This window comes from Neisseria sp. 20925_1_37, from assembly GCF_041433255.1.
GTDB lineage: Bacteria > Pseudomonadota > Gammaproteobacteria > Burkholderiales > Neisseriaceae > Neisseria > Neisseria flavescens_D.
This window is the reverse complement of the sequence record NZ_JAPWBC010000003.1, coordinates 153,707-172,504: the sequence shown is the minus strand read 5'-3', so window position 1 is coordinate 172,504 and position 18,798 is coordinate 153,707. Positions and strand designations below refer to the sequence as shown.

Genomic DNA, 18,798 nt, shown 5'->3' with positions numbered 1-18,798 from the left:
GGTTTTAGCAGAATAGGCCGTCTGAAAGGGATGTTCAGACGGCCCAACCGTTAATATTTTACTAAGACCGCACCCCAGGCAAAACCGCCGCCGATACCTTCGAGCAAGAGGTTTTGTCCGCGTTTGATTTGGCCGTTTTTAATACCGACATCCAGTGCCAGCGGAATGGAGGCGGCGGAAGTATTGCCGTGGTCTTGGACGGTCAAGATCACTTTGTCCATGCTCAAGCCCAAGTGTTTGGCGGTAGAGTCGATAATGCGCTTATTGGCTTGGTGCGGCACAAGCCAATCGATTTGATCAGCGGTGTAACCGGCTTCTTCGATAACGTCATCGGCGATTTTGGACAGCATTTTGACGGCAAACTTGAATACGCCGGGGCCGTCCATGCTGATGTAGGGCGAACCGCAAATCTGGCCGTTGGCGATTTGTCCGGGGACGTTCAAAAGGTTGAGGTAGTTGCCGTCAGCTTTGAGTTTGCCGTGGATGATGCCCGGTTCGTCAGATGCGCTTAAGACAACCGCGCCAGCACCATCACCAAAGAGGACGCAAGTGGTGCGGTCGTTCCAATCGACGATGCGGCTGAAGGTTTCAGCGCCGATAACCAAAGCATTTTTTGCCATGCCGCTTTTGATATAGGCATTGGCAGTGGTCATGGCATACATAAAACCGGCGCACACAGCTTGTACGTCAAAGGCGGGGCAGCCGTTGGCAATGCCTAATTTTTGCTGCACGATGGTTGCCGTAGAAGGGAACTGCATATCGGGAGTGGCTGTGGCAACGATAATCAGATCGATATCGTCAGCCTGCAAATCGGCATCTGCCAAGGCGCGGCGTGCTGACTCGGCGGCCAAGTCGCTGGTTTTTTCGCTGTCGTCTGCAATATGGCGAAATTTGATACCTGTACGCGTGGTAATCCACTCGTCGGAAGTGTCCACTTTTTTGGCAAGGTCGTCATTGCTGACGCGGTTGACAGGAAGGTAGCTGCCTGTACCGGAAATTTTGGCATATTGCATGAGAACGGCCTTTTTAGAGAGTTGATTCAGATAGTCGGGTATTGTAAGCGAAAATGGGGAAATTCCCAATATGAAGCATGAAGTTGGTGTTTCAAAGATAAAAACAGGCCGTCTGAACATTTTGAAGTTTCAGACGGCCTGTGTATATCAGCCTTAAGCTTCCGTTGTTTGAGCAGCGGTTTCTTCCAGTTCGGCTGCTGCTTTGGCGGCTTCCAAAGCGGCCAACTGGGTGGCTACGCCTTGTTCGATTTGTGCGAGTCCGGCGGATTTGGCTTCATGGTAGGCTTCTTCCAAAGCATAACGGAAGCCGACTTCGTCGGTTCCGCCGTGGCTCTTAATCACGATACCGCGTAAACCAAGCAGGATTGCACCGTTAAATTTGCGCGGATCCAGTTTGCCTTTTAAACCTTTGAGCGCAGGCAGGGCAGCAATGGCGGCAAGTTTGTTGAACAGGGTGCTTTGGAATTCACGGCGGATGGCGCCGCTCATGAATTTAACCGCGCCTTCGATGGTTTTGAGCATAACGTTGCCAACAAAACCGTCTGCAACAACGACATCGGCTTCGCCATACAAAATGCTGTTGCTTTCGATATTGCCTATGAAGTTGAGTTTGCTGCTGCTCAACAGTTTAAAGGTTTGTTTGACGGCATCCGTACCTTTGATGTCTTCTGTACCAACGTTCAAGAGGGCGACGCGCGGGCTACCTTTTTTGGGGTGTAGCGCGTGTACCAGCTCGCTGCCGATGATGGCAAATTGAACCAGTTGTTCGGGCGTACAGTCAACGTTAGCTCCCAAATCCAAAGCCAGAGTAACGTGCTCGCTGTCGGAAGGCAGGAATTTGGCGATAGCAGGGCGCTCAATGCCGGGAATGGTTTTGAGGACGAATCGGGCGGTCGCCATCAGTGCGCCGGTATTGCCTGCCGATACGGCGGCTTGTGCATTGCCTTCTTTGACTTGGTTGATGGCGATGCGCATGGATGATTCTTTTTTGTTTTTCAGCGCGGATTGCGGCGCTTCATCCATTTCGACGACTTGCGCTGCATGGCAGACGGTAATGCGGTCCATAGGCGCGCCTGCCGAGCTTAATGCTTGGCGGACTGCTGCTTCATCTCCGACCATAATCAGATGTACGTCGGATTGCTGTTTCAGGAAATCCACTGCACCGGGGACGGTCATCGCAAGGCCTGCATCTCCGCCCATGGCATCTACGGCCAGTGTAATCATGTTGTTCTCCGGTTTGTGTGTTTCAGACGGCCTCAAACAATCGGACAAGCACTCTCATCTGATTTTCAGGAAATTGAATTGAAAATCAGATGAAAAGGCTTGTTGCGACGGTCGTGCCAGATTTATTGGTTTTGCGCGGCCAATTTGTTGTGTTCGTCAATGTCCAGCGCGTCCCAAGGATAGTTGATCCACCAGTCTTCAACGGTAATGCCGCTGAAATAAGGGACACCTTCAGGAATTTTGCCGACTTTGGCTTTGATTTTTTCATGCAATACTGCCACGCCGACGGTGCCGAAATCTTCTTTCAGCAATTCGTTCAGGCAAAATTCCATGGTAACGCGGCTATCGTCCACTTCGTCGACGACCAGTACGTTTTTGCCTTTCAGGACATCTGGAACGGGATCAAGCCATTGGACTTTTTTCACTTCCTCGGTAACTTGACCTTCGTTATCGTTGTCGTAGTAGGCTGTGGTTACGGCGTAAATCGGAATTTCTAAGAAGCAGCGCAACATGCGGGCAGGGATAAAACCGCCGCCGCCAATGGCAATCATGGCATCGTATTTGGTGCCGGAGTTTTGGATTTTTTCCGCCAATCCTTTGATTACGCGGTGGATGTCGTCGTAGGTGTACCAGATTTTACGTTTCATGGTGTGCTTCCGAAGAGGAAAATACAGGGTGCAATGCAAAAAAGCCAGTCATTGCATGGCAATATTCTGGCTTTTTCAGTCAGACGAACGGATTATTCGCCTTTAGCTTTTACCACTTTACGGCCACGGTACATACCGTTTGGAGAAATGTGGTGTGGACGATGTACTTCGCCGGTTGCGCTGTCAACAGACAGAGAAGGCGCAGTCAGAGCGTCGTGTGAACGGTGCATACCGCGTTTAGAAGGGGATTTTTTGTTTTGTTGAACGGCCATTTCAAGCTCCTAGATAAATAAACTGTGTCCTAATTAACTGCTTTTCAAACCTGCTAAAACAGCGAAGGGGTTTGGTTTGTCCCGATTGACTTCATCCAGTGTTCCATTGTTGCCGCAGTCTTCGTGTCGAGGGGAGAAAGGGAGCGACATCAGGATTTGGTCTTCAACCAGAGTCCGCACGTCAAGCTCTTTTTCGAGCAGCATGCCTTCCAATTCTTCATCGGCAAGCATGGCTTCGTCCAAACTCTCTTCATCGGCAAACAGGACGATACGGCTGGTTTCATCGAGCAGAAACGGCATGGGCGTAATGCAACGCTGGCAAATCAGGGGCATGTCGGCTTTGACGTTTAAATCGAGAAACAGACGTTGCAGCCGGTCGCGACCGCCTTGCAGCGTAAACGACACGCGTGTCTGTTTGTCGGCCGGATAATCGTGCGAACTGACTCGTTCATCCAATTCTTCGAGCAGGAAGCTGCCTTGCAGATTCTGCCCTTCGGCGGCGAAAACTTCTGGGTCAATCAAATTAGGGTATGACATAAACGGAGTATGATATAATTTCGGCAGTCTAACGTCAATGTTTTTAAGTAAAAATATGGAAGTAAAACTGCCTTTGGTTTTAGGGTCGAGTTCGGTTTTCCGCTGCGGACAGCTTCGCCGTTTGGGTGTCGATTTTCAGACGGCATCGCCTGATTTTGACGAAACACCTATTGCGGGCGAGCATGCGGGCGAGACGGCGCTGCGTTTGGCTGAAGGCAAAGCCCGTTCATTGGCGGCAACTTTTCCTGCCACGCTGATTATCGGCGCAGACCAAGTCGCATGGTGCGAAGGACGGCAGTTGGGCAAGCCAATGAACGTCGCAAATGCACAACAGATGCTGGAAAACTTAAGCGGAAAACGGATTGAATTTTACAGCGCAATCGTGCTTTTGAATACTGCTACGGGCAAGGTTCAGCATCATGTCGATCATACGGTGGTTGCCATGCGGCAGTTGACGCATGAGCAAATCAGCCGATATTTGGAACGAGAGCCGGATGCGGTTTATTGTGCCGGTGCGGCGAAGAGCGAGGGTTTGGGCGCCGCTTTGTTGGAGCGTATTGAAAGTACGGACCCGAATGCTTTGATCGGCCTTCCGATTTTCCGTCTGATTGATTTTTTGAAAAACGAAGGTGTGGAAGTTTTATAGTTTGAGGCCGTCTGAATGTGTTCAGACGGCCTGAGATTTTTGGAGTTGCAAGAATGAAACCGATTTTGTATTTGATTCCTACCCCTTTGGGTGCGCCTGATACGCCATGCCTGTTGCCGCATGAACAACAGGCGATTGTCGGGCTGACAGATTTTGTCGTGGAAGCGGAAAAAACAGCGCGTGCGCATTTGAAACATTTGGGCGTGACTACGCCTATCCGCGAACTGAATTTGCAAACGTTGAATGAACACACGGATTTGAAGACTTTGCCGGAATTGCTGAAACCTTTGCAAGAGGGACGTAGTATGGGCATTGTCAGCGAGGCGGGTTGCCCGGCTGTGGCCGATCCGGGTGCGAATTTAGTGGCGTTGGCGCATAAACACGGTTTTGAAGTACGGCCTTTGGTCGGCCCGTCCAGCTTGTTGCTGGCGCTGATGGCTTCAGGTGCGAATGGGCAAAACTTTGCGTTTAAGGGTTATCTGCCGTCTGAAAAAAATGAGCGCATTCAGAGTTTGAAGGCTTTGGAGCAACGTTCGCGCCAGCAGAATGAAACGCAGCTGTTTATCGAAACGCCGTATCGCAACGATGCGTTGTTGGCTGATGCGGTGGAAAATCTGCATCCTGAAACGCGCTTGTGCGTGGCTACGGACTTGACCTTGCCGACACAGGAAATCATCAGCCAGACGATTGCGCAGTGGCGAAAAAGAAAAGAAATGCCGAATTTGAAAAAACGCCCGACTATTTTTGTGTTGCATGCCGCGTAAAACTGGATTGGGTTCAATTTCAAACTATATTAGTTTGAGGAAATAAAAAAAGGCCGTCTGAACAACAGACGGCCTTTGTGTTGCCTAAGCCTTTATCAAGAAACGACTTCGCCTTGGGCGCGTTGTTTTTCGATGCTGCGGTTGATGTGCCATTGTTGGGCGATGGTCAAGAGGTTGTTGACTACCCAGTACAGAACCAAACCGGCAGGGAAGAAGAAGAACATGATGGAGAAAATCAAAGGCATGACTTTCATCATTTTCGCCTGCATAGGGTCGGTTGACGGCGGATTCAGATAAGTCTGTGCAAACATGGTTGCCGCCATAATAAAAGGCAGGATGTAGAAAGGATCCGGACGGCTCAAGTCGGTAATCCAACCCAACCAAGGCGCTTGGCGTAATTCTACGGAGGCGAACAATGCCCAGTACAGACCGATGAAGACGGGGATTTGCAACAGCATAGGCAGACAGCCGCCCAGCGGATTGATTTTCTCGTCTTTGTAAAGCTGCATCATGGCTTGTTGTTGCGCCATGCGGTCATCGCCGTATTTCTCTTTGATGGCTTGCAATTTAGGTGCGGCGGCACGCATTTTTGCCATAGAGCGGTAAGAGGCGTTGGTCAATGGATACAGGACGGCTTTGACGATGATGGTCAAAACGATGATTGCCCAGCCCCAGTTGCCGATGATGTTGTGCAGTTGGTTCAAGAGCCAGAAGAGTGGGGAGGCGAACCAGTGTACTTTGCCGTAGTCTTTGGCCAGTTGCAGTTTGTCGGCGATGTTAGCGATAACGGAAGTGGTTTGCGGACCGGCATACAGGTTGATGGCGGTTTCGGCTTTTGCGCCGGCTTGGATGGCGGCTAAAGGCACGCTGACGCTTGCGCTGTACAGGTTGTCGTTGCGGCGTTTGATGTCGATACGGCAGTCGCCTGCAGTGCAAACGCTTTGGCCGTCTTTAGGCTGCAAAATCCAAGTGGACATGAAGTGGTGTTCAATCATGCCGAGCCAGCCGGTCGGGGTTTTGCGGATGTATTCGGCTTCGGATTTGCCGGATTTGGCATCGTCGTCCAAATCAGAGAAGCTGACTTTTTGGAAGCCGCCTTCAGGGGTGTAAACCACCGGGCCGACGTAAGAGCGGGTGAAGTAGCCTTGGCCTTCAGGTTCGCTGTGGTCGCGGACGATGCGGTAGTCTGCGCTCAGGTTGACAGGTTGGCCTTTGCTGTTGGTAATGTCAAAGCGGACGTTAACCAAGTAGCTGCCTTTGGTAAAAGTATAAACTTTGTCGATTTTCAGGCCGTTGGTTTCAGGTGCGCTCAGGCGGACTTCAACTTTGTCGCCTTCCAAGCTGTATTGTTTTTGCGGAGCGGTAAAGCTGATGCCTTTTAGAACGTTGTTGCCTTGTGCGTCCAAAAGCTCGGATTGGGCAACGTAGGTGTATTCCTTGCCGTCGTTAAACAGGACGAAAGGTTTGTGTTCGTCGCCGGTTGCTTTGTATTGCAAGAGGGTCAGCTGACGCAGGTCGCCGCTTTTCTCGTCGATGACGGCTTTAACTGTGTCTGTGGTAACGGTAATAGGAGAAGCCGGGGCAAGCGCGGCTTCGGCAGCGGCTTTTGCCGGAGCGGCGGCCGTTTGCTGTTGCGCGGCTTGTTGCGCCGGATTAGGTTTGGGGCTGGGGAAAAAATGTTCCCAGCCGGCAAAAATTGCCACTGAAATGGCAAAAAACGCCATTAGTCTTTTAAAATCCATAAGAGATTCCTGGAATTGACGGATAGGTAATCGAGATGAAAACTGCTTCAGACGGCATTATATAGAAACCGACGGGAAATTAAAGGAAATCGTGTTCTTTAAATGGTTGACAGCAGCATTATGGAACAGGGTCATGTCCGTGTCCGCCGAAAGGATGGCATCGTGCGATGCGTTTGATTGCCAGCCATCCGCCTTTGAATGCGCCGTATTTTTTGACGGCTTCGACCGCGTATTGTGAACAGGTCGGGGTATAGCGGCAGCGCGGCGGAATGAGGGGGCTGATGCAGTATTGGTAAAAGCGGATGAGTGCGAGGATGAGCTTAGAAAGCAGGGTATTCATCGGCGTTTTTTCATCAGCTGGGCAAGTTGGTTTCGGGCTTCCGGGGCAGTTTCCCGATTAAACGCCTGACGCACGCGCACAACAAAATCATGCGGCGGCAGCTGGTGTTGATTCAGCCTGAACCAGTCGCGGATGACGCGCTTCATATAATTGCGGTCATGGGCGCGTTTGGCGGTCTTTTTGCTGACGACCAAACCAAGGCGCGGATGGCCGAGTGCGTTGTCTGCGGACTGGGAGACTTGCAGCAAATCGCGGCTGCGTCGGTTTTTCAACGCAAAAACGGATGAAAAATCATCCGTTTTTAATAAGCGATACTGCTTCGAGAAGCCGTAATTCAAAATTATACAGCCAGGCGTTTGCGGCCTTTGGCGCGACGGGCAGCCAATACTGCGCGACCACCGCGGGTTTTGGAGCGAACCAAGAAGCCGTGGGTGCGTTTGCGTTTGGTAACGGAAGGTTGATAAGTGCGTTTCATGATGTTTCCTAAAAATTGGTAGATAATTAAACCGTGAATTACACTCCAATTTGCCGCTTTTGTCAATCAATATAAAAACTTTTCGTTTGCTGAAGTGTGACAACGGGTTTTATGCATTGATAGAATTTGTGGATAAAATTTTGCGGCGGTTGTGGATAAAAAAGAGCGGAATGGGTATAATCGCCCAACCTTGCTTTTCTCTGTGTGCAAGGCCGTCTGAAAGCAGCGGGAGTATCGTAAAAATTTGATTTTTATCGGATTGCCTGTCTGCTCTGCCTTCTTGTATTTCCCAAATCTTCCATTTTCCGAGCTTAATCTCATGACGTTAGCTGAATTTTGGCCGCTGTGCCTTTGCCGCCTTCACGAAATGTTGCCTGCCGGGCAGTTTGCGCAATGGATTGCGCCTTTGACCGTGGGCGAAGAAAACGGCGTATGGGTGGTGTATGGTAAAAACCAATTTGCCTGCAATATGCTCAAAAGCCAGTTTGCCGCCAAAATTGACGCCGTGCGTGCCGAATTGGTGCCTCAGCAGGCTGCGTTTGCGTTTAAGCCGGGCGTAGGTACGCATTATGAAATGGCGACTCAGGCTGTTGCGCCGGTGCAAGTGCAAGAAGTCATTGAAGTTGAAGAATTTGTAGAGCCTGTTCAAATGCCTTTGCAAACTGCTGCGGCAGTGGAAGAAGATAGGCCGTCTGAAACGGTTTCCAAGCCTGCAGCTGCCATGACGGCTGCCGAGATTTTGGCGCAACGCATGAAAAACCTGCCGCATGAGCCTCAAGTGCAAACTGCCGCTCCGGCTGAGTCTAAAGCGGTTGCCAAAGCCAAAACCGACGCGCAACACGATGCAGAAGAAGCGCGCTACGAACAGACCAATCTGTCGCGCGACTATACATTTGAAACCTTGGTGGAAGGTAAGGGCAACCGCCTTGCCGCCGCAGCCGCCCAAGCGATTGCTGAAAATCCGGGGCAGGGCTACAACCCGTTTTTCTTATACGGCAGCACGGGTTTGGGTAAAACCCACTTGGTGCAGGCCATCGGTAACGAATTGCTGAAAAACCGCCCCGATGCCAAAGTGCGCTATATGCACTCGGACGACTATATCCGCAGCTTTATGAAGGCGGTGCGCAACAATACTTACGATGTATTCAAGCAACAATATAAACAATATGACCTGCTGATTATCGACGATATCCAGTTCATCAAAGGCAAAGACCGTACGATGGAAGAATTTTTCTATCTGTACAACCATTTCCACAACGAGAAAAAGCAGCTCATCCTGACGTGCGACGTATTGCCTGCCAAAATCGAAGGCATGGACGACCGTCTCAAATCGCGTTTCTCATGGGGTTTGACTTTGGAACTCGAACCGCCTGAATTGGAAATGCGCGTGGCGATTTTGCAGAAAAAGGCAGAAGCCGCCGGTATCAGCATCGAAGACGAAGCCGCTTTGTTTATCGCCAATCTGATCCGCTCTAATGTGCGCGAGTTGGAAGGTGCGTTCAACCGAGTCAGCGCCAGCAGCCGTTTTATGAACCGCCCCGTTATCGACATGGATTTGGCGCGCACGGCTTTGCAGGATATTATTGCCGAGAAACACAAAGTCATTACCGCCGACACCATTATCGATGCGACGGCCAAATATTATCGGATTAAAATCAGCGATATATTGGGCAAAAAACGTACGCGCAACATCGCCCGACCGCGCCAAGTCGCCATGAGCCTGACCAAAGAGCTGACCACGCTCAGTCTGCCTTCTATCGGTGATGCCTTTGGCGGCCGCGACCATACGACTGTGATGCACGGCGTGAAAGCAGTGGCGAAACTGCGCGAAGAAGACCCTGAATTGGCGCAAGACTACGAAAAACTGCTGATTTTGATTCAAAACTGACCCAATGCAATTTCAGACGGCCTGATATCGATATGAGGCCGTCTGAATACAAAAAATATTTTAAAATACCCAAATCAACCGATTTCAAATTCAAAGGAATGGAACATGCTGATTTTACAAGCCGACCGCGACAGTCTGCTCAAGCCGTTGCAAGCCGTTACCGGTATCGTTGAGCGTCGCCATACTCTGCCGATTTTGTCCAATGTGTTGCTGGAAAGCAAAGACGGACAAACCAAACTTTTGGCAACCGACTTGGAAATCCAAATCAATACCGCCGGCCCTGAAAGTCAGGCAGGCGATTTCCGTATTACGACCAACGCTAAAAAATTCCAAGACATCCTGCGCGCCCTGCCCGATAGTGCGCTGGTGTCCTTAGATTGGGCGGACAACCGTTTGACTCTGCGTGCGGGCAAATCCCGTTTTGCCTTGCAAACCCTGCCGGCAGAAGACTTTCCTTTGATGAGTGTCGGCAACGATGTCAGCGCGACTTTCTCGCTGACTCAAGAAACCTTCAAAACCATGCTTTCGCAAGTGCAATACAGCATGGCGGTTCAAGACATCCGCTATTACCTCAACGGCTTACTGATGCAGGTTGAAGGCAACCAACTGCGCCTTGTGGCAACCGACGGCCACCGCCTTGCTTATGCGGCCAGCCAAATTGAAGCGGAACTGCCGAAAACAGAAGTTATCCTGCCGCGTAAAACGGTATTGGAACTCTTCAAGCTGCTGAATAACCCGTCCGAATCCATCACCGTTGAGCTTTTGGACAATCAAGTACGCTTCCAATGCAATGGCACAACCATTGTCAGCAAAGTCATCGACGGCAAGTTCCCTGACTTTAACCGCGTGATTCCTTTGGATAATGACAAGATTTTCCTCGTATCCCGTACTCAGCTTTTGGGTGCGCTCGAACGTGCCGCCATTCTTGCCAATGAAAAATTCCGCGGTGCGCGACTGTTCTTACAGCCAGGTTTGCTGAGTGTCGTATGTAGCAACAACGAGCAGGAAGAAGCGCGCGAAGAGTTGGAAATCGCTTATCAAGGCGGAGAACTCGAAGTCGGTTTCAACATCGGCTACCTGATGGATGTGTTGCGTAATATCCACTCCGACGATATGCAGCTTGCCTTCGGCGATGCTAACCGCTCAACGCTGTTTACTATGCCGAACAATCCGAACTTCAAATACATCGTAATGCCGATGCGTATTTAAGCGGGGGACAAACAAAAAGAGCGTGTACGGTACACGCTCTTTTTTATAGGCTTGAATCAAAAGGCCGTCTGAAAATTGTTTTTCAGTCGGCCTTTTGATTAAACCGGGATGATTCGGTTAAATAGGAAAACTGGGATTAACGTGGACGTGGTTCGCAGTTTTTCACCAGGAATGAGCCGTTAGGGGCGTTCACGCCGACAACTTCAGAAGTAGTGTGGGTGTTTTTGTCGATGAAACCGGCAGACATTACATAGCCTTTACGGTTGGTGAAAGTAGTGCCAGTGCTGTCAGAACGTTTTTTGTCGACAACCAAAGAGGCTTTTTTGCCACCGGCGTTTACGTCGGCAGTAACTGCACGGCCGCTACGGTCAAAGCCGTACATCACGTTCAGTGATTTGCCACCGTCACAATGGTAAGAAACGAAGCCGGCAGGTGCAGCGGCAGCAGAGAAGGAAACAGTAGCCAATGCGGCTGCAGTGATAACAGAAAGTAATTTCATGATCTAAGCTCCATATGAGGGTTGTGTGTTATCTTGCAAAATGAGAAAGGGTTTCCGTTTGCAGATGAAGCGTATTTTAGGCGTTTTGTCGGTAGTGGTAATTAGGTAAATTGCAAAACAGTGTTTACTTATGCTTACCCGATTGTTTATTAATAGAAAGTTGTTTGTAATTTGGTGTTGCAAAGTGGTTATGCGGATTGTTGCGGAATATATACATTAATGATTCTTTAAGAAATATAGCAAAAGAATACAAAAAAGGCCGTCTGAATATTCAGACGGCCTTTGATATGAAGCGGTTTACAAGAAGAAAATTGAAGCGATAGTCACGGCGATGACGCCATAGATGCTCATCGGGATGACAGTTTTCTTGATGATCGCGCCTTCGGCGTTGTTTACGTTTAACACGCTGCATACGGCGATGATGTTGTTGATGCAGACCATGTTACCCATTGCGCCGCCGACAGATTGCAGGGCGAGGATGAGGGTAACGGACAGGCCGGTATCAAGCGCGATTTGTTGTTGAATCGGACCAAAGGTCAAGTTGGATACAGTGTTGGAACCGGAGAAGAATGCACCGATTGCGCCCAAGTATGGGGAGAAGTACACCCAGTGTTCGCCTGCCATCGCGGCAAACTCTTTACCGATGATTTTCACCATGGAGTCATCGCCGCCAACCATCATCAGCTGAACCATAATCAGCGCACCCATCAGGGCAAGCAGAGGTTTTTTGGTTTGGTTGAAGGTTGCAGCGTAGAAAGACCACGCATCTTTGAATTTGGTTTTGTACAGCAGGATGCAAATCCAAACGGTGAAGACAAACGGAATCCAAGCCGGAACGTAGAGGGTTTGGTAGGAAGCGTTTACGCCTTGGCCGAAGATGTTGCCGAAGGTGATGGTCAGGGAGTCGCTGACGGTGATTTTGGACAAATCAAACGGCAGTTGGAAGCTGAACCATTCTTCTTTGCTGGTCAGCAGGCCTTTGATGCCCAACTGTTTGATACGGGTGACCACCAGCATACCGATAAGCATACCTAGAGGGGCAAGTGCTTTGGCAACTTGGGCGAAAGGTACTTTTTCGGCATTCGGGTCTTTCGGATGGTCTTTGCTCAAGCCCCAGCCGTGGTTGGCCGCGAATACAGACACCATCAGACCGATTGCGCCGGCAACCAGAGATGGGAATTCTTCATTGACCATTGCCAACGCGACGTAAGGAAGGGTACAGGAGAATACGGCGATACCGATAAAGCCCAAGTTTTTGCGGATTTCAGCCCAAGGTACGATGAAGCTCAAGCCGATCACAGGGATGATGAAACCAGCAAAGAAGTGCATCACGCCGGTTTGTCTGCCGATAGCCAAGATGTTTTCAGCACTCAAGTTCAACGGTGCGAAGCCGAACCAAGTCGGGGTACCTACTGCACCGAAGGACACGGGTACGGAGTTCATGACCAAAGTGAAGATAGCTACTTTTAACGGGTTAAAGCCCAAGCTCATCAGGATTGGAGCGGCAATGGCGGCAGGCGTACCGAAACCGGATGCGCCTTCAATCATAAAGGCGAAAGACCAGCCGATGATCATCAACTGGGCAATCGGATTCGGGCTGATGGTAGCCAGCCATTTGCGGATGACGTCGATACAGCCGGTGGTTTCCATCATGCGGTTGAACATAATGGCACCGAAAATCACGGTAATCGGGGTCAGGGTAGAGACGAGGCCGGATGCGGCTGTTGCATTGAGCAACATGGCGTTGTCGCCGAAATAAAACAGTTTGATGGCATAAATCAGCGCGGCGGTAATCGGCAGTGCGACGTAGGACGGCATACTGTTTTTCTTAACCATCAGCCAGATCAGCAGCACGATGGGAAAAATACTGAGAAAGAGAGCCATGGGATTATCCTCGGGGCAACAAGCATCATAACCGTCAATCAATGGCGGTTTGATGCGATGTGTTGAGTAATAGATGTTTTTCGAATAAGGATTGCCACCTTTTTAGGTGCAATCAGTTATCAGGTAAATTGGTTTTACCAATTTATGAAAACTGTTGCACACTTTACGTAATCTTATGTAATCGGTCAAGAGTTTTGTAACAAAAAAGGCCGTCTGAAATTGGGTTTTCAGACGGCCTGAGAGCATTGCCAGTAGTGCATTTGGTCGAATATCGAATGGTATTTACATTCAATATTTTGTAAAGGTTTTGTTTTTAATTGATTTCAAACGAATTATTCTATTCCTGCCCATTTATGCGTTTGTACGCTCAGTTGCCAATGAACGGGGGCGTCGGGTCGGCTGTTTAATATGCCGATTTGGCGGATGGTGTCGTAGATATTCATCACACCGTCTTGCTCGCAAGGCGAGAGGTAATAATGTTGGGCGCGGATTTTGCGTTCCATCTCTTGGCAAAACGCAACGACATCGCCGTCGGCAACAATGCGCACTTCGTCGGCTTTCTCGATGCAACTAGATTCATATTTGGCGGCATAGCAGGCTTTAGGACTGGTGGCAACGTAGTCGATTTGCGGCGGCGCGGGGTTGAGGCCGTTGGTTTCGATACACAGAAAATAGCCTTCGGCTTTGAGTGCATTGAGCAGGGTATCCAAATGCGGTTGGATGGTGGGTTCGCCACCGGTAATGATGATGTTGCGCGCCGTATAGGTTTTCAGACGGCCTAAAATATCGGACAGGCTTATCATGCCGAATTTGAGGTAGTCGGTATCGCACCAGCTACACGCGAGATTGCATTTGCCCAAACGGATGAAAACGGCAGGCATGCCTGTATTCCAGCCTTCGCCTTGTAGGCTTTCAAATATTTCGACAATGCGGTATTGGGGATTGTTCGGCGTGATGTGAATGGTCATGAATATTAGGTGTGTGGGATTGAATTGTTGTCGTGAAGCGTTTGAAGAAGTGATGTGAGGCAGCCATTCTTTCTGTCAGTTCAATAGGAAAGAATGGCTGGTGTGTGCTTAAGCGGCAATGACGGCTGCGGCGGCCAAAAATGCCGGCAAGCCTTGTTTGAACAAAATGCCTTTGTTGCCGGATGAAAACGCGCCCCATGCGGCGGCGATGAGGACAAAGCCGAGGAACAGGATGGTCGCGCCGTAAACGGCGTTGTCGGGTGCGGCAAAGCGCGCCCATACCAAGCCGATGGCGAGGAAGCCGTTGTACAGGCCTTGGTTGGAAAATAGGGTTTGTACGCGTTTTTGTTCCATAAATTCGTAAGGCATGTTGAACAGCTCTGCTGCTTTTTCGCTTGGGATTTGCGTCATTTCGAGCCAGGCGATGTAGAAATGTTCGATAGCAACGAAGAGGACGAGGAGGGTGGAGATGAGTTTCATGAAGATTCCTTTTGATGTTTAGTGTATGAGGTATTTATGGGAACAGGCCGTCTGAAAAATAGAGGGCGGCGGTTTATTCCCCTTCATATTCCGCACACGAAGTCGGCGTTTCCCATAATTTCACGCTGCACACTTTGACACCGGCGTTTTTCAGACGGCCATACATTTCTACACTCATGTTTTCGGCGGTGGTACGGCAGGGCAGGCGCAGGGTTTTCATGTTCCAGCCTTCCAAAAGAGCGGCGATTTGGCTTTCGCGTTCGTTGTTGCCGTGATAGATGAAGGCATGGTCGAACGGGTCGGTAATGTGTTGTTTGACGATGGCTTTCAGGTCGGTAAAGTCCATCACCATGCCGTCTTTTGCGCCGCCTTGGATAACGGGCGCGGAGACGGTGATTTCGAGTTTGTAGGTGTGGCCGTGCAGGTTTTGGCACTTGCCGTCATGCCCGTCGAGCATGTGCGAGGAATCGAAGGTAAAGATTTTGGTGATTTTCATGAGATGAAGGAAGCCGATGAGGCCGTCTGAATAGTGTCAAACCGGTTTCAGACGGCCTTGGGATTATTGTTCGGAAGGGAGTTTGAGGAAATGCTCGCGATAATGGCGCATTTCTTCGATGCTTTCGAGGATGTCGTCCAATGCCTTGTGCGAACCGCGTTTGACCACGCTTTTGGCGACGGCCGGATTCCAGCGTTTGGCCAATTCTTTCAGCGTGGATACGTCTAAGTTGCGGTAGTGGAAATAGGCTTCCAAGCGCGGCATGTATTTAACCATGAAGCGGCGGTCTTGATGGATGGAGTTGCCGCACATGGGCGTGGATTTCTCGGGTATCCATGCGGACATGAAGTCCAGCAGGTTTTGCTCGACTTCGGCTTCGGTCAGTTTGGATTCGCGTACGCGTTGGGTCAGGCCGGTGCGGCCGTGGGTGGCGGTGTTCCACTCGTCCATGCTGTCGAGCAATTCGTCGTTTTGATGGATGACGTAAACGTCCGATTGTGCCAGTACGTTCAAATCGGAGTCGGTAATGATCATGGCGACTTCGATAATGCGGTCGTGTTCCGGGTTGAGGCCGGTCATTTCCATATCGAGCCAGCAGAGGTTGTTTGCGTTTTGGGTCATTTCAGACGGCCTTGTGTTTTCAGTTGGCAGTATTATAAAGGATAAAGGTTCGGGCCGTCTGAAAGCATTTGTAACAAGTTGTGCAATCTCTTGATATAATCGTCCGTTACACAAAAAATCACCGCCAAAAATCATGAACCCAAGCCCTTTGCTCGATATTATCGATACGCCTCAGGACTTGCGCCGTCTGGAGAAAAAACAGCTGCCGCAAGTTGCCGCCGAATTGCGCGAATTTCTGTTGGATTCCGTCGGTAAGACGGGCGGCCATTTCGCCAGCAACTTGGGCGCGGTCGAGCTGACGGTGGCGCTGCATTATGTGTACGACACGCCCGAAGACCATTTGGTCTGGGATGTCGGCCATCAAAGCTATCCGCACAAAATCCTCACCGGCCGTAAAAATCAAATGCACACCATGCGCCAATACGGCGGTTTGGCCGGTTTCCCAAAACGCAGTGAGTCGGAATACGACGCGTTCGGCGTGGGGCATTCTTCCACATCCATCGGCGCGGCCTTGGGCATGGCCGTTGCGGACAAACAGTTGGGCAACAACCGCCGCAGCGTCGCCATCATCGGCGACGGCGCCATGACGGCGGGGCAGGCGTTTGAAGCCCTGAACTGTGCAGGCGATATGGATGTTGATTTGCTGGTCATCCTCAACGACAACGAAATGTCGATTTCCCCCAATGTCGGCGCGCTGCCGAAATATCTTGCCAGCAACGTCGTGCGTGATATGCACGGCCTGTTGAGCACCATCAAAGCCCAATCGAGCAAAGTATTGGACAAATTGCCCGGCGCGATGGAGCTTGCCCAAAAAGTCGAAAATAAAATCAAAACCTTGGCAGGCGAAGCGGAACACGCCAAACAGTCGCTGTCTTTGTTTGAAAACTTCGGTTTCCGTTACACCGGCCCGGTGGACGGACACAATGTTGAAAATCTAGTGGACGTATTAAAAGACTTGCGCGGCCGCAAAGGCCCTCAGTTGTTGCACGTCATCACCAAAAAAGGCAACGGCTACAAATTCGCCGAAAACGATCCTGTCAAATATCACGCTGTCGCCAAGCTGCCGAGCGAAGTGCCTGCCCCGGAAGTGAAACCTGCCGCGGCCAAACCGACTTATACGCAAGTGTTCGGCCAATGGCTGTGCGACCAAGCGGCGGCTGACGAGCGTTTGGTTGCCATCACGCCTGCCATGCGCGAGGGCAGCGGCTTGGTTGAGTTTGAACAGCAATTCCCCGACCGCTATTTCGACGTCGGCATCGCCGAGCAACACGCCGTTACCTTTGCCGGCGGTTTGGCGTGCGAAGGCATCAAGCCTGTCGTAGCGATTTACTCCACTTTCCTGCAACGCGCTTACGACCAGTTGGTACATGACGTTGCCTTACAAAACCTGCCTGTTTTGTTCGCCATCGACCGTGCAGGTATTGTCGGTGCAGACGGCCCTACCCATGCCGGTTTATACGACTTGAGCTTTTTGCGTTGCGTTCCGAACATGATTATTGCCGCACCAAGCGACGAAAACGAATGCCGCCTGCTGCTCTCAACCTGCTATCAGGCAAATTCGCCGTCCGCCGTCCGTTATCCGCGCGGTACAGGCACGGGCGCAACTGTTTCAGGTGGCCTGGAAACCGTTGAAATCGGCAAAGGCATCATCCGTCGCGAAGGCGGAAAAATTGCCGTTATCGCCTTTGGCAGCATGGTTGCCCCATCATTGGCCGCCGCCGACAAGCTGAATGCGACCGTTGCCGATATGCGCTTTGTCAAACCGATAGATGAAGAACTGATCGTCCGTCTTGCCCGAAGTCATGATTACATCGTTACTGCTGAAGAAAATGCCGAACAAGGCGGCGCAGGCAGCGCGGTGTTGGAAGTGTTGGCGAAACACGGCATCTGCAAACCGGTGTTGCTGTTGGGTGTAGAAGACAAAGTTACCGAACACGGCGACCCGAAAAAACTGTTGGACGACTTGGGTTTGAGTGCCGAAGCGATTGAAAAACGCATTGCCGGCTGGATTAAGGCCGTCTGAAAAATGATTAAAACCTATCAATACATTGCATAATTTATGGGAAAAAAACTAATCAGCATCAGCATGGTGCGCAACGAAAACGACGTTATCGAATCGTTTGTCCGTCATAATCTCGAGCTGATGGATGAAATGCACATCATCGATCATGGTAGCAGCGATGGCACAAGAGAAATCCTGATTCAATTGAAAGAAGAAGGTTTACCGGTATTTATCTATCAATATCAAGCGCTCAAGTTCAATCATGAGCAATTGGTCAACCAGCTGATGAAGCAGCTTGTAGCAAAAGATGAAGCGATAGATTTCGTTTTTCCGCTGGATGCGGACGAATTTATTTCATGTCCTAGTCGTACCATGCTGGAACAACTCTTGGATGTCATCGGCGAAAACAGGATCGGCATGTACCTTTGGCGCGGCTATTTGCCGACATCGTTGCAATACAACCCCGATTTCACCACACAATTTACCGAGCAACGCCTCGAAACGCTCTTTACCCCCAAAGTCATTATTCCCAGATGGGCTGCCGAATCTTGCAGCGTGATTATCGGCTGCCATTACATGTTGGATAAAGATGGCAACAAGGTTGAATCAACCCTGTTTCATTCGCCGGATTATCGAGGCTTGCATTCCTGGTTTATCGAGCAGTTTGCCGCCCAGTTTGCGGAGACCGATTTGTTGTGGCTGGGGCATTTCCCAATCCGCTCCTTGAACCAGCACATCAAAAAAATCCTCGAAAAGTCCATCTTGATTGCCATTAAAGACGGAAGCAACGATATTGCCTGGGAAAACCAGTTGCGCGAATTGCTGGACAACGGCATGAAGATGGACTTGAACGATTTACGGCTGTTGGCATACAGATACCGCTCCGGTTCTACAAGTTTGGAAGACCCGCATTGTAGAGTCAGCCATTACGAACCCTTGCGTAAAAAACCGCTGATGCTGAAATACACCTCGCCGGAAGCAGGCGATCCTTTGATGACTGTCGGACATCTGGTACTTGCATTGGCAAGCGGCGCACAAGATTCCTCTTTAGGCCTTAAGGCCGTCTGAAAAACACAGCCTGCACACACAAT

Annotated in this window: 21 protein-coding genes; 6 read left to right on the top strand and 15 right to left on the bottom strand. The window is 50.4% G+C overall.

Going from position 1 to position 18,798, the window contains the following annotated elements:
• Window positions 1-50 precede the first annotated feature (50 nt).
• From O3661_RS03650 to O3661_RS03630, 5 genes are all read right to left on the bottom strand, one after another.
• Window positions 51-1,013: a beta-ketoacyl-ACP synthase III gene (locus tag O3661_RS03650; protein ID WP_371492319.1), complete on the bottom strand. Its 963-nt coding sequence runs from the start codon at window positions 1,011-1,013 to the stop codon at window positions 51-53.
• Window positions 1,014-1,166: 153 nt separating this feature from the next.
• Window positions 1,167-2,237, bottom strand: coding sequence for a phosphate acyltransferase PlsX (plsX, locus tag O3661_RS03645; protein WP_371492318.1), 1,071 nt, complete (start codon window positions 2,235-2,237; stop codon window positions 1,167-1,169).
• A gap of 122 nt (window positions 2,238-2,359) precedes the next feature.
• Window positions 2,360-2,884: a phosphoribosyltransferase gene (locus tag O3661_RS03640; RefSeq protein ID WP_004520417.1), complete on the bottom strand. Its 525-nt coding sequence runs from the start codon at window positions 2,882-2,884 to the stop codon at window positions 2,360-2,362.
• Window positions 2,885-2,976: 92 nt separating this feature from the next.
• Window positions 2,977-3,156: a 50S ribosomal protein L32 gene (gene rpmF / locus O3661_RS03635; protein ID WP_002240035.1), complete on the bottom strand. Its 180-nt coding sequence runs from the start codon at window positions 3,154-3,156 to the stop codon at window positions 2,977-2,979.
• A 33-nt stretch (window positions 3,157-3,189) separates the two neighbouring features.
• Window positions 3,190-3,693: a DUF177 domain-containing protein gene (locus O3661_RS03630; protein WP_004520416.1), complete on the bottom strand. Its 504-nt coding sequence runs from the start codon at window positions 3,691-3,693 to the stop codon at window positions 3,190-3,192.
• Window positions 3,694-3,748: 55 nt separating this feature from the next.
• Between O3661_RS03630 and O3661_RS03625 the strand changes: the two genes are divergently transcribed.
• Together O3661_RS03625 and O3661_RS03620 are read left to right on the top strand one after the other, a co-directional pair.
• Window positions 3,749-4,339 carry a nucleoside triphosphate pyrophosphatase gene (locus tag O3661_RS03625; RefSeq protein WP_371492317.1) on the top strand — a complete coding sequence of 197 codons (591 nt, stop codon included), beginning with the start codon at window positions 3,749-3,751 and terminating at the stop codon, window positions 4,337-4,339.
• A gap of 53 nt (window positions 4,340-4,392) precedes the next feature.
• Entirely contained in the window at window positions 4,393-5,103 is a 711-nt protein-coding gene (locus O3661_RS03620) for an SAM-dependent methyltransferase (protein WP_049328886.1), read from the top strand.
• Between the two features lie 95 nt (window positions 5,104-5,198).
• Here O3661_RS03620 and yidC read toward each other — a convergent pair whose 3' ends face one another.
• The 4 genes from yidC to rpmH all read right to left on the bottom strand — a co-directional run bounded on the left by yidC (window position 5,199) and on the right by rpmH (window position 7,660).
• Window positions 5,199-6,845: a membrane protein insertase YidC gene (yidC, locus tag O3661_RS03615; protein WP_371492316.1), complete on the bottom strand. Its 1,647-nt coding sequence runs from the start codon at window positions 6,843-6,845 to the stop codon at window positions 5,199-5,201.
• A gap of 118 nt (window positions 6,846-6,963) precedes the next feature.
• Window positions 6,964-7,185 carry a membrane protein insertion efficiency factor YidD gene (gene yidD / locus O3661_RS03610; RefSeq protein ID WP_063069052.1) on the bottom strand — a complete coding sequence of 74 codons (222 nt, stop codon included), beginning with the start codon at window positions 7,183-7,185 and terminating at the stop codon, window positions 6,964-6,966.
• Window positions 7,182-7,523: a ribonuclease P protein component gene (gene rnpA / locus O3661_RS03605; RefSeq protein WP_003748912.1), complete on the bottom strand. Its 342-nt coding sequence runs from the start codon at window positions 7,521-7,523 to the stop codon at window positions 7,182-7,184. The genes yidD and rnpA overlap by 4 nt, the downstream gene beginning before the upstream one ends.
• 2 nt (window positions 7,524-7,525) lie before the next feature.
• The gene (gene rpmH, locus O3661_RS03600) at window positions 7,526-7,660 is read right to left on the bottom strand and encodes a 50S ribosomal protein L34 (protein WP_002214728.1); all 135 of its coding nucleotides are present in this window, start codon (window positions 7,658-7,660) and stop codon (window positions 7,526-7,528) included.
• Window positions 7,661-7,979: 319 nt separating this feature from the next.
• Here rpmH and dnaA point away from each other — a divergent pair, with 319 nt between their 5' ends.
• Both dnaA and dnaN read left to right on the top strand, forming a co-directional pair.
• Window positions 7,980-9,548, top strand: a complete 1,569-nt coding sequence (gene dnaA, locus O3661_RS03595) for a chromosomal replication initiator protein DnaA (RefSeq protein WP_371492315.1) — start codon at window positions 7,980-7,982, stop codon at window positions 9,546-9,548.
• Window positions 9,549-9,653: 105 nt separating this feature from the next.
• Window positions 9,654-10,757 (top strand): DNA polymerase III subunit beta, encoded by a 1,104-nt coding sequence (gene dnaN, locus O3661_RS03590; protein ID WP_003748908.1) that lies wholly within the window; start codon window positions 9,654-9,656, stop codon window positions 10,755-10,757.
• A gap of 136 nt (window positions 10,758-10,893) precedes the next feature.
• Here the strand turns inward: dnaN and O3661_RS03585 are convergent, their stop codons facing one another.
• The 6 genes from O3661_RS03585 to orn form a co-directional block, all read right to left on the bottom strand.
• Window positions 10,894-11,256, bottom strand: coding sequence for an adhesin (locus O3661_RS03585; protein WP_371492314.1), 363 nt, complete (start codon window positions 11,254-11,256; stop codon window positions 10,894-10,896).
• Between the two features lie 297 nt (window positions 11,257-11,553).
• On the bottom strand, window positions 11,554-13,140 hold the full coding sequence (locus O3661_RS03580; RefSeq protein WP_371492313.1) for an L-lactate permease: 1,587 nt from the start codon (window positions 13,138-13,140) through the stop codon (window positions 11,554-11,556).
• A gap of 332 nt (window positions 13,141-13,472) precedes the next feature.
• A complete protein-coding gene (locus O3661_RS03575; protein ID WP_371492312.1) occupies window positions 13,473-14,108 on the bottom strand; it encodes a 7-carboxy-7-deazaguanine synthase QueE in 636 nt (211 codons plus the stop codon).
• A 108-nt stretch (window positions 14,109-14,216) separates the two neighbouring features.
• Window positions 14,217-14,588: a DUF1304 domain-containing protein gene (locus O3661_RS03570; RefSeq protein ID WP_371492311.1), complete on the bottom strand. Its 372-nt coding sequence runs from the start codon at window positions 14,586-14,588 to the stop codon at window positions 14,217-14,219.
• A gap of 73 nt (window positions 14,589-14,661) precedes the next feature.
• Entirely contained in the window at window positions 14,662-15,084 is a 423-nt protein-coding gene (queD, locus tag O3661_RS03565; RefSeq protein WP_003748900.1) for a 6-carboxytetrahydropterin synthase QueD, read from the bottom strand.
• 63 nt (window positions 15,085-15,147) lie between these two features.
• Complete coding sequence (gene orn / locus O3661_RS03560; protein ID WP_371492310.1) at window positions 15,148-15,705, bottom strand: oligoribonuclease; 558 nt, start codon at window positions 15,703-15,705, stop codon at window positions 15,148-15,150.
• A gap of 133 nt (window positions 15,706-15,838) precedes the next feature.
• Between orn and dxs the strand changes: the two genes are divergently transcribed.
• Entirely contained in the window at window positions 15,839-17,728 is a 1,890-nt protein-coding gene (dxs, locus tag O3661_RS03555; RefSeq protein WP_371492309.1) for a 1-deoxy-D-xylulose-5-phosphate synthase, read from the top strand.
• A 36-nt stretch (window positions 17,729-17,764) separates the two neighbouring features.
• Window positions 17,765-18,775: a glycosyltransferase family 2 protein gene (locus tag O3661_RS03550; RefSeq protein WP_371492308.1), complete on the top strand. Its 1,011-nt coding sequence runs from the start codon at window positions 17,765-17,767 to the stop codon at window positions 18,773-18,775.
• Window positions 18,776-18,798 lie beyond the last annotated feature (23 nt).

What these genes read in the sequence shown, in the direction of transcription:
- O3661_RS03640 (WP_004520417.1), bottom strand. Translation starts at nt 2,884, where the DNA reads ATGAAACGTAAAATCTGGTACACCTACGACGACATCCACCGCGTAATC.
- rpmH (WP_002214728.1), bottom strand. Translation starts at nt 7,660, where the DNA reads ATGAAACGCACTTATCAACCTTCCGTTACCAAACGCAAACGCACCCAC.
- O3661_RS03650 (WP_371492319.1), bottom strand. Translation starts at nt 1,013, where the DNA reads ATGCAATATGCCAAAATTTCCGGTACAGGCAGCTACCTTCCTGTCAAC.
- orn (WP_371492310.1), bottom strand. Translation starts at nt 15,705, where the DNA reads ATGACCCAAAACGCAAACAACCTCTGCTGGCTCGATATGGAAATGACC.
- O3661_RS03585 (WP_371492314.1), bottom strand. Translation starts at nt 11,256, where the DNA reads ATGAAATTACTTTCTGTTATCACTGCAGCCGCATTGGCTACTGTTTCC.
- queD (WP_003748900.1), bottom strand. Translation starts at nt 15,084, where the DNA reads ATGAAAATCACCAAAATCTTTACCTTCGATTCCTCGCACATGCTCGAC.
- rpmF (WP_002240035.1), bottom strand. Translation starts at nt 3,156, where the DNA reads ATGGCCGTTCAACAAAACAAAAAATCCCCTTCTAAACGCGGTATGCAC.
- yidD (WP_063069052.1), bottom strand. Translation starts at nt 7,185, where the DNA reads ATGAATACCCTGCTTTCTAAGCTCATCCTCGCACTCATCCGCTTTTAC.
- dnaN (WP_003748908.1), top strand. Translation starts at nt 9,654, where the DNA reads ATGCTGATTTTACAAGCCGACCGCGACAGTCTGCTCAAGCCGTTGCAA.
- dxs (WP_371492309.1), top strand. Translation starts at nt 15,839, where the DNA reads ATGAACCCAAGCCCTTTGCTCGATATTATCGATACGCCTCAGGACTTG.
- O3661_RS03625 (WP_371492317.1), top strand. Translation starts at nt 3,749, where the DNA reads ATGGAAGTAAAACTGCCTTTGGTTTTAGGGTCGAGTTCGGTTTTCCGC.
- O3661_RS03620 (WP_049328886.1), top strand. Translation starts at nt 4,393, where the DNA reads ATGAAACCGATTTTGTATTTGATTCCTACCCCTTTGGGTGCGCCTGAT.
- O3661_RS03550 (WP_371492308.1), top strand. Translation starts at nt 17,765, where the DNA reads ATGGGAAAAAAACTAATCAGCATCAGCATGGTGCGCAACGAAAACGAC.
- O3661_RS03575 (WP_371492312.1), bottom strand. Translation starts at nt 14,108, where the DNA reads ATGACCATTCACATCACGCCGAACAATCCCCAATACCGCATTGTCGAA.
- yidC (WP_371492316.1), bottom strand. Translation starts at nt 6,845, where the DNA reads ATGGATTTTAAAAGACTAATGGCGTTTTTTGCCATTTCAGTGGCAATT.
- O3661_RS03630 (WP_004520416.1), bottom strand. Translation starts at nt 3,693, where the DNA reads ATGTCATACCCTAATTTGATTGACCCAGAAGTTTTCGCCGCCGAAGGG.
- plsX (WP_371492318.1), bottom strand. Translation starts at nt 2,237, where the DNA reads ATGATTACACTGGCCGTAGATGCCATGGGCGGAGATGCAGGCCTTGCG.
- O3661_RS03570 (WP_371492311.1), bottom strand. Translation starts at nt 14,588, where the DNA reads ATGAAACTCATCTCCACCCTCCTCGTCCTCTTCGTTGCTATCGAACAT.
- dnaA (WP_371492315.1), top strand. Translation starts at nt 7,980, where the DNA reads ATGACGTTAGCTGAATTTTGGCCGCTGTGCCTTTGCCGCCTTCACGAA.
- O3661_RS03580 (WP_371492313.1), bottom strand. Translation starts at nt 13,140, where the DNA reads ATGGCTCTCTTTCTCAGTATTTTTCCCATCGTGCTGCTGATCTGGCTG.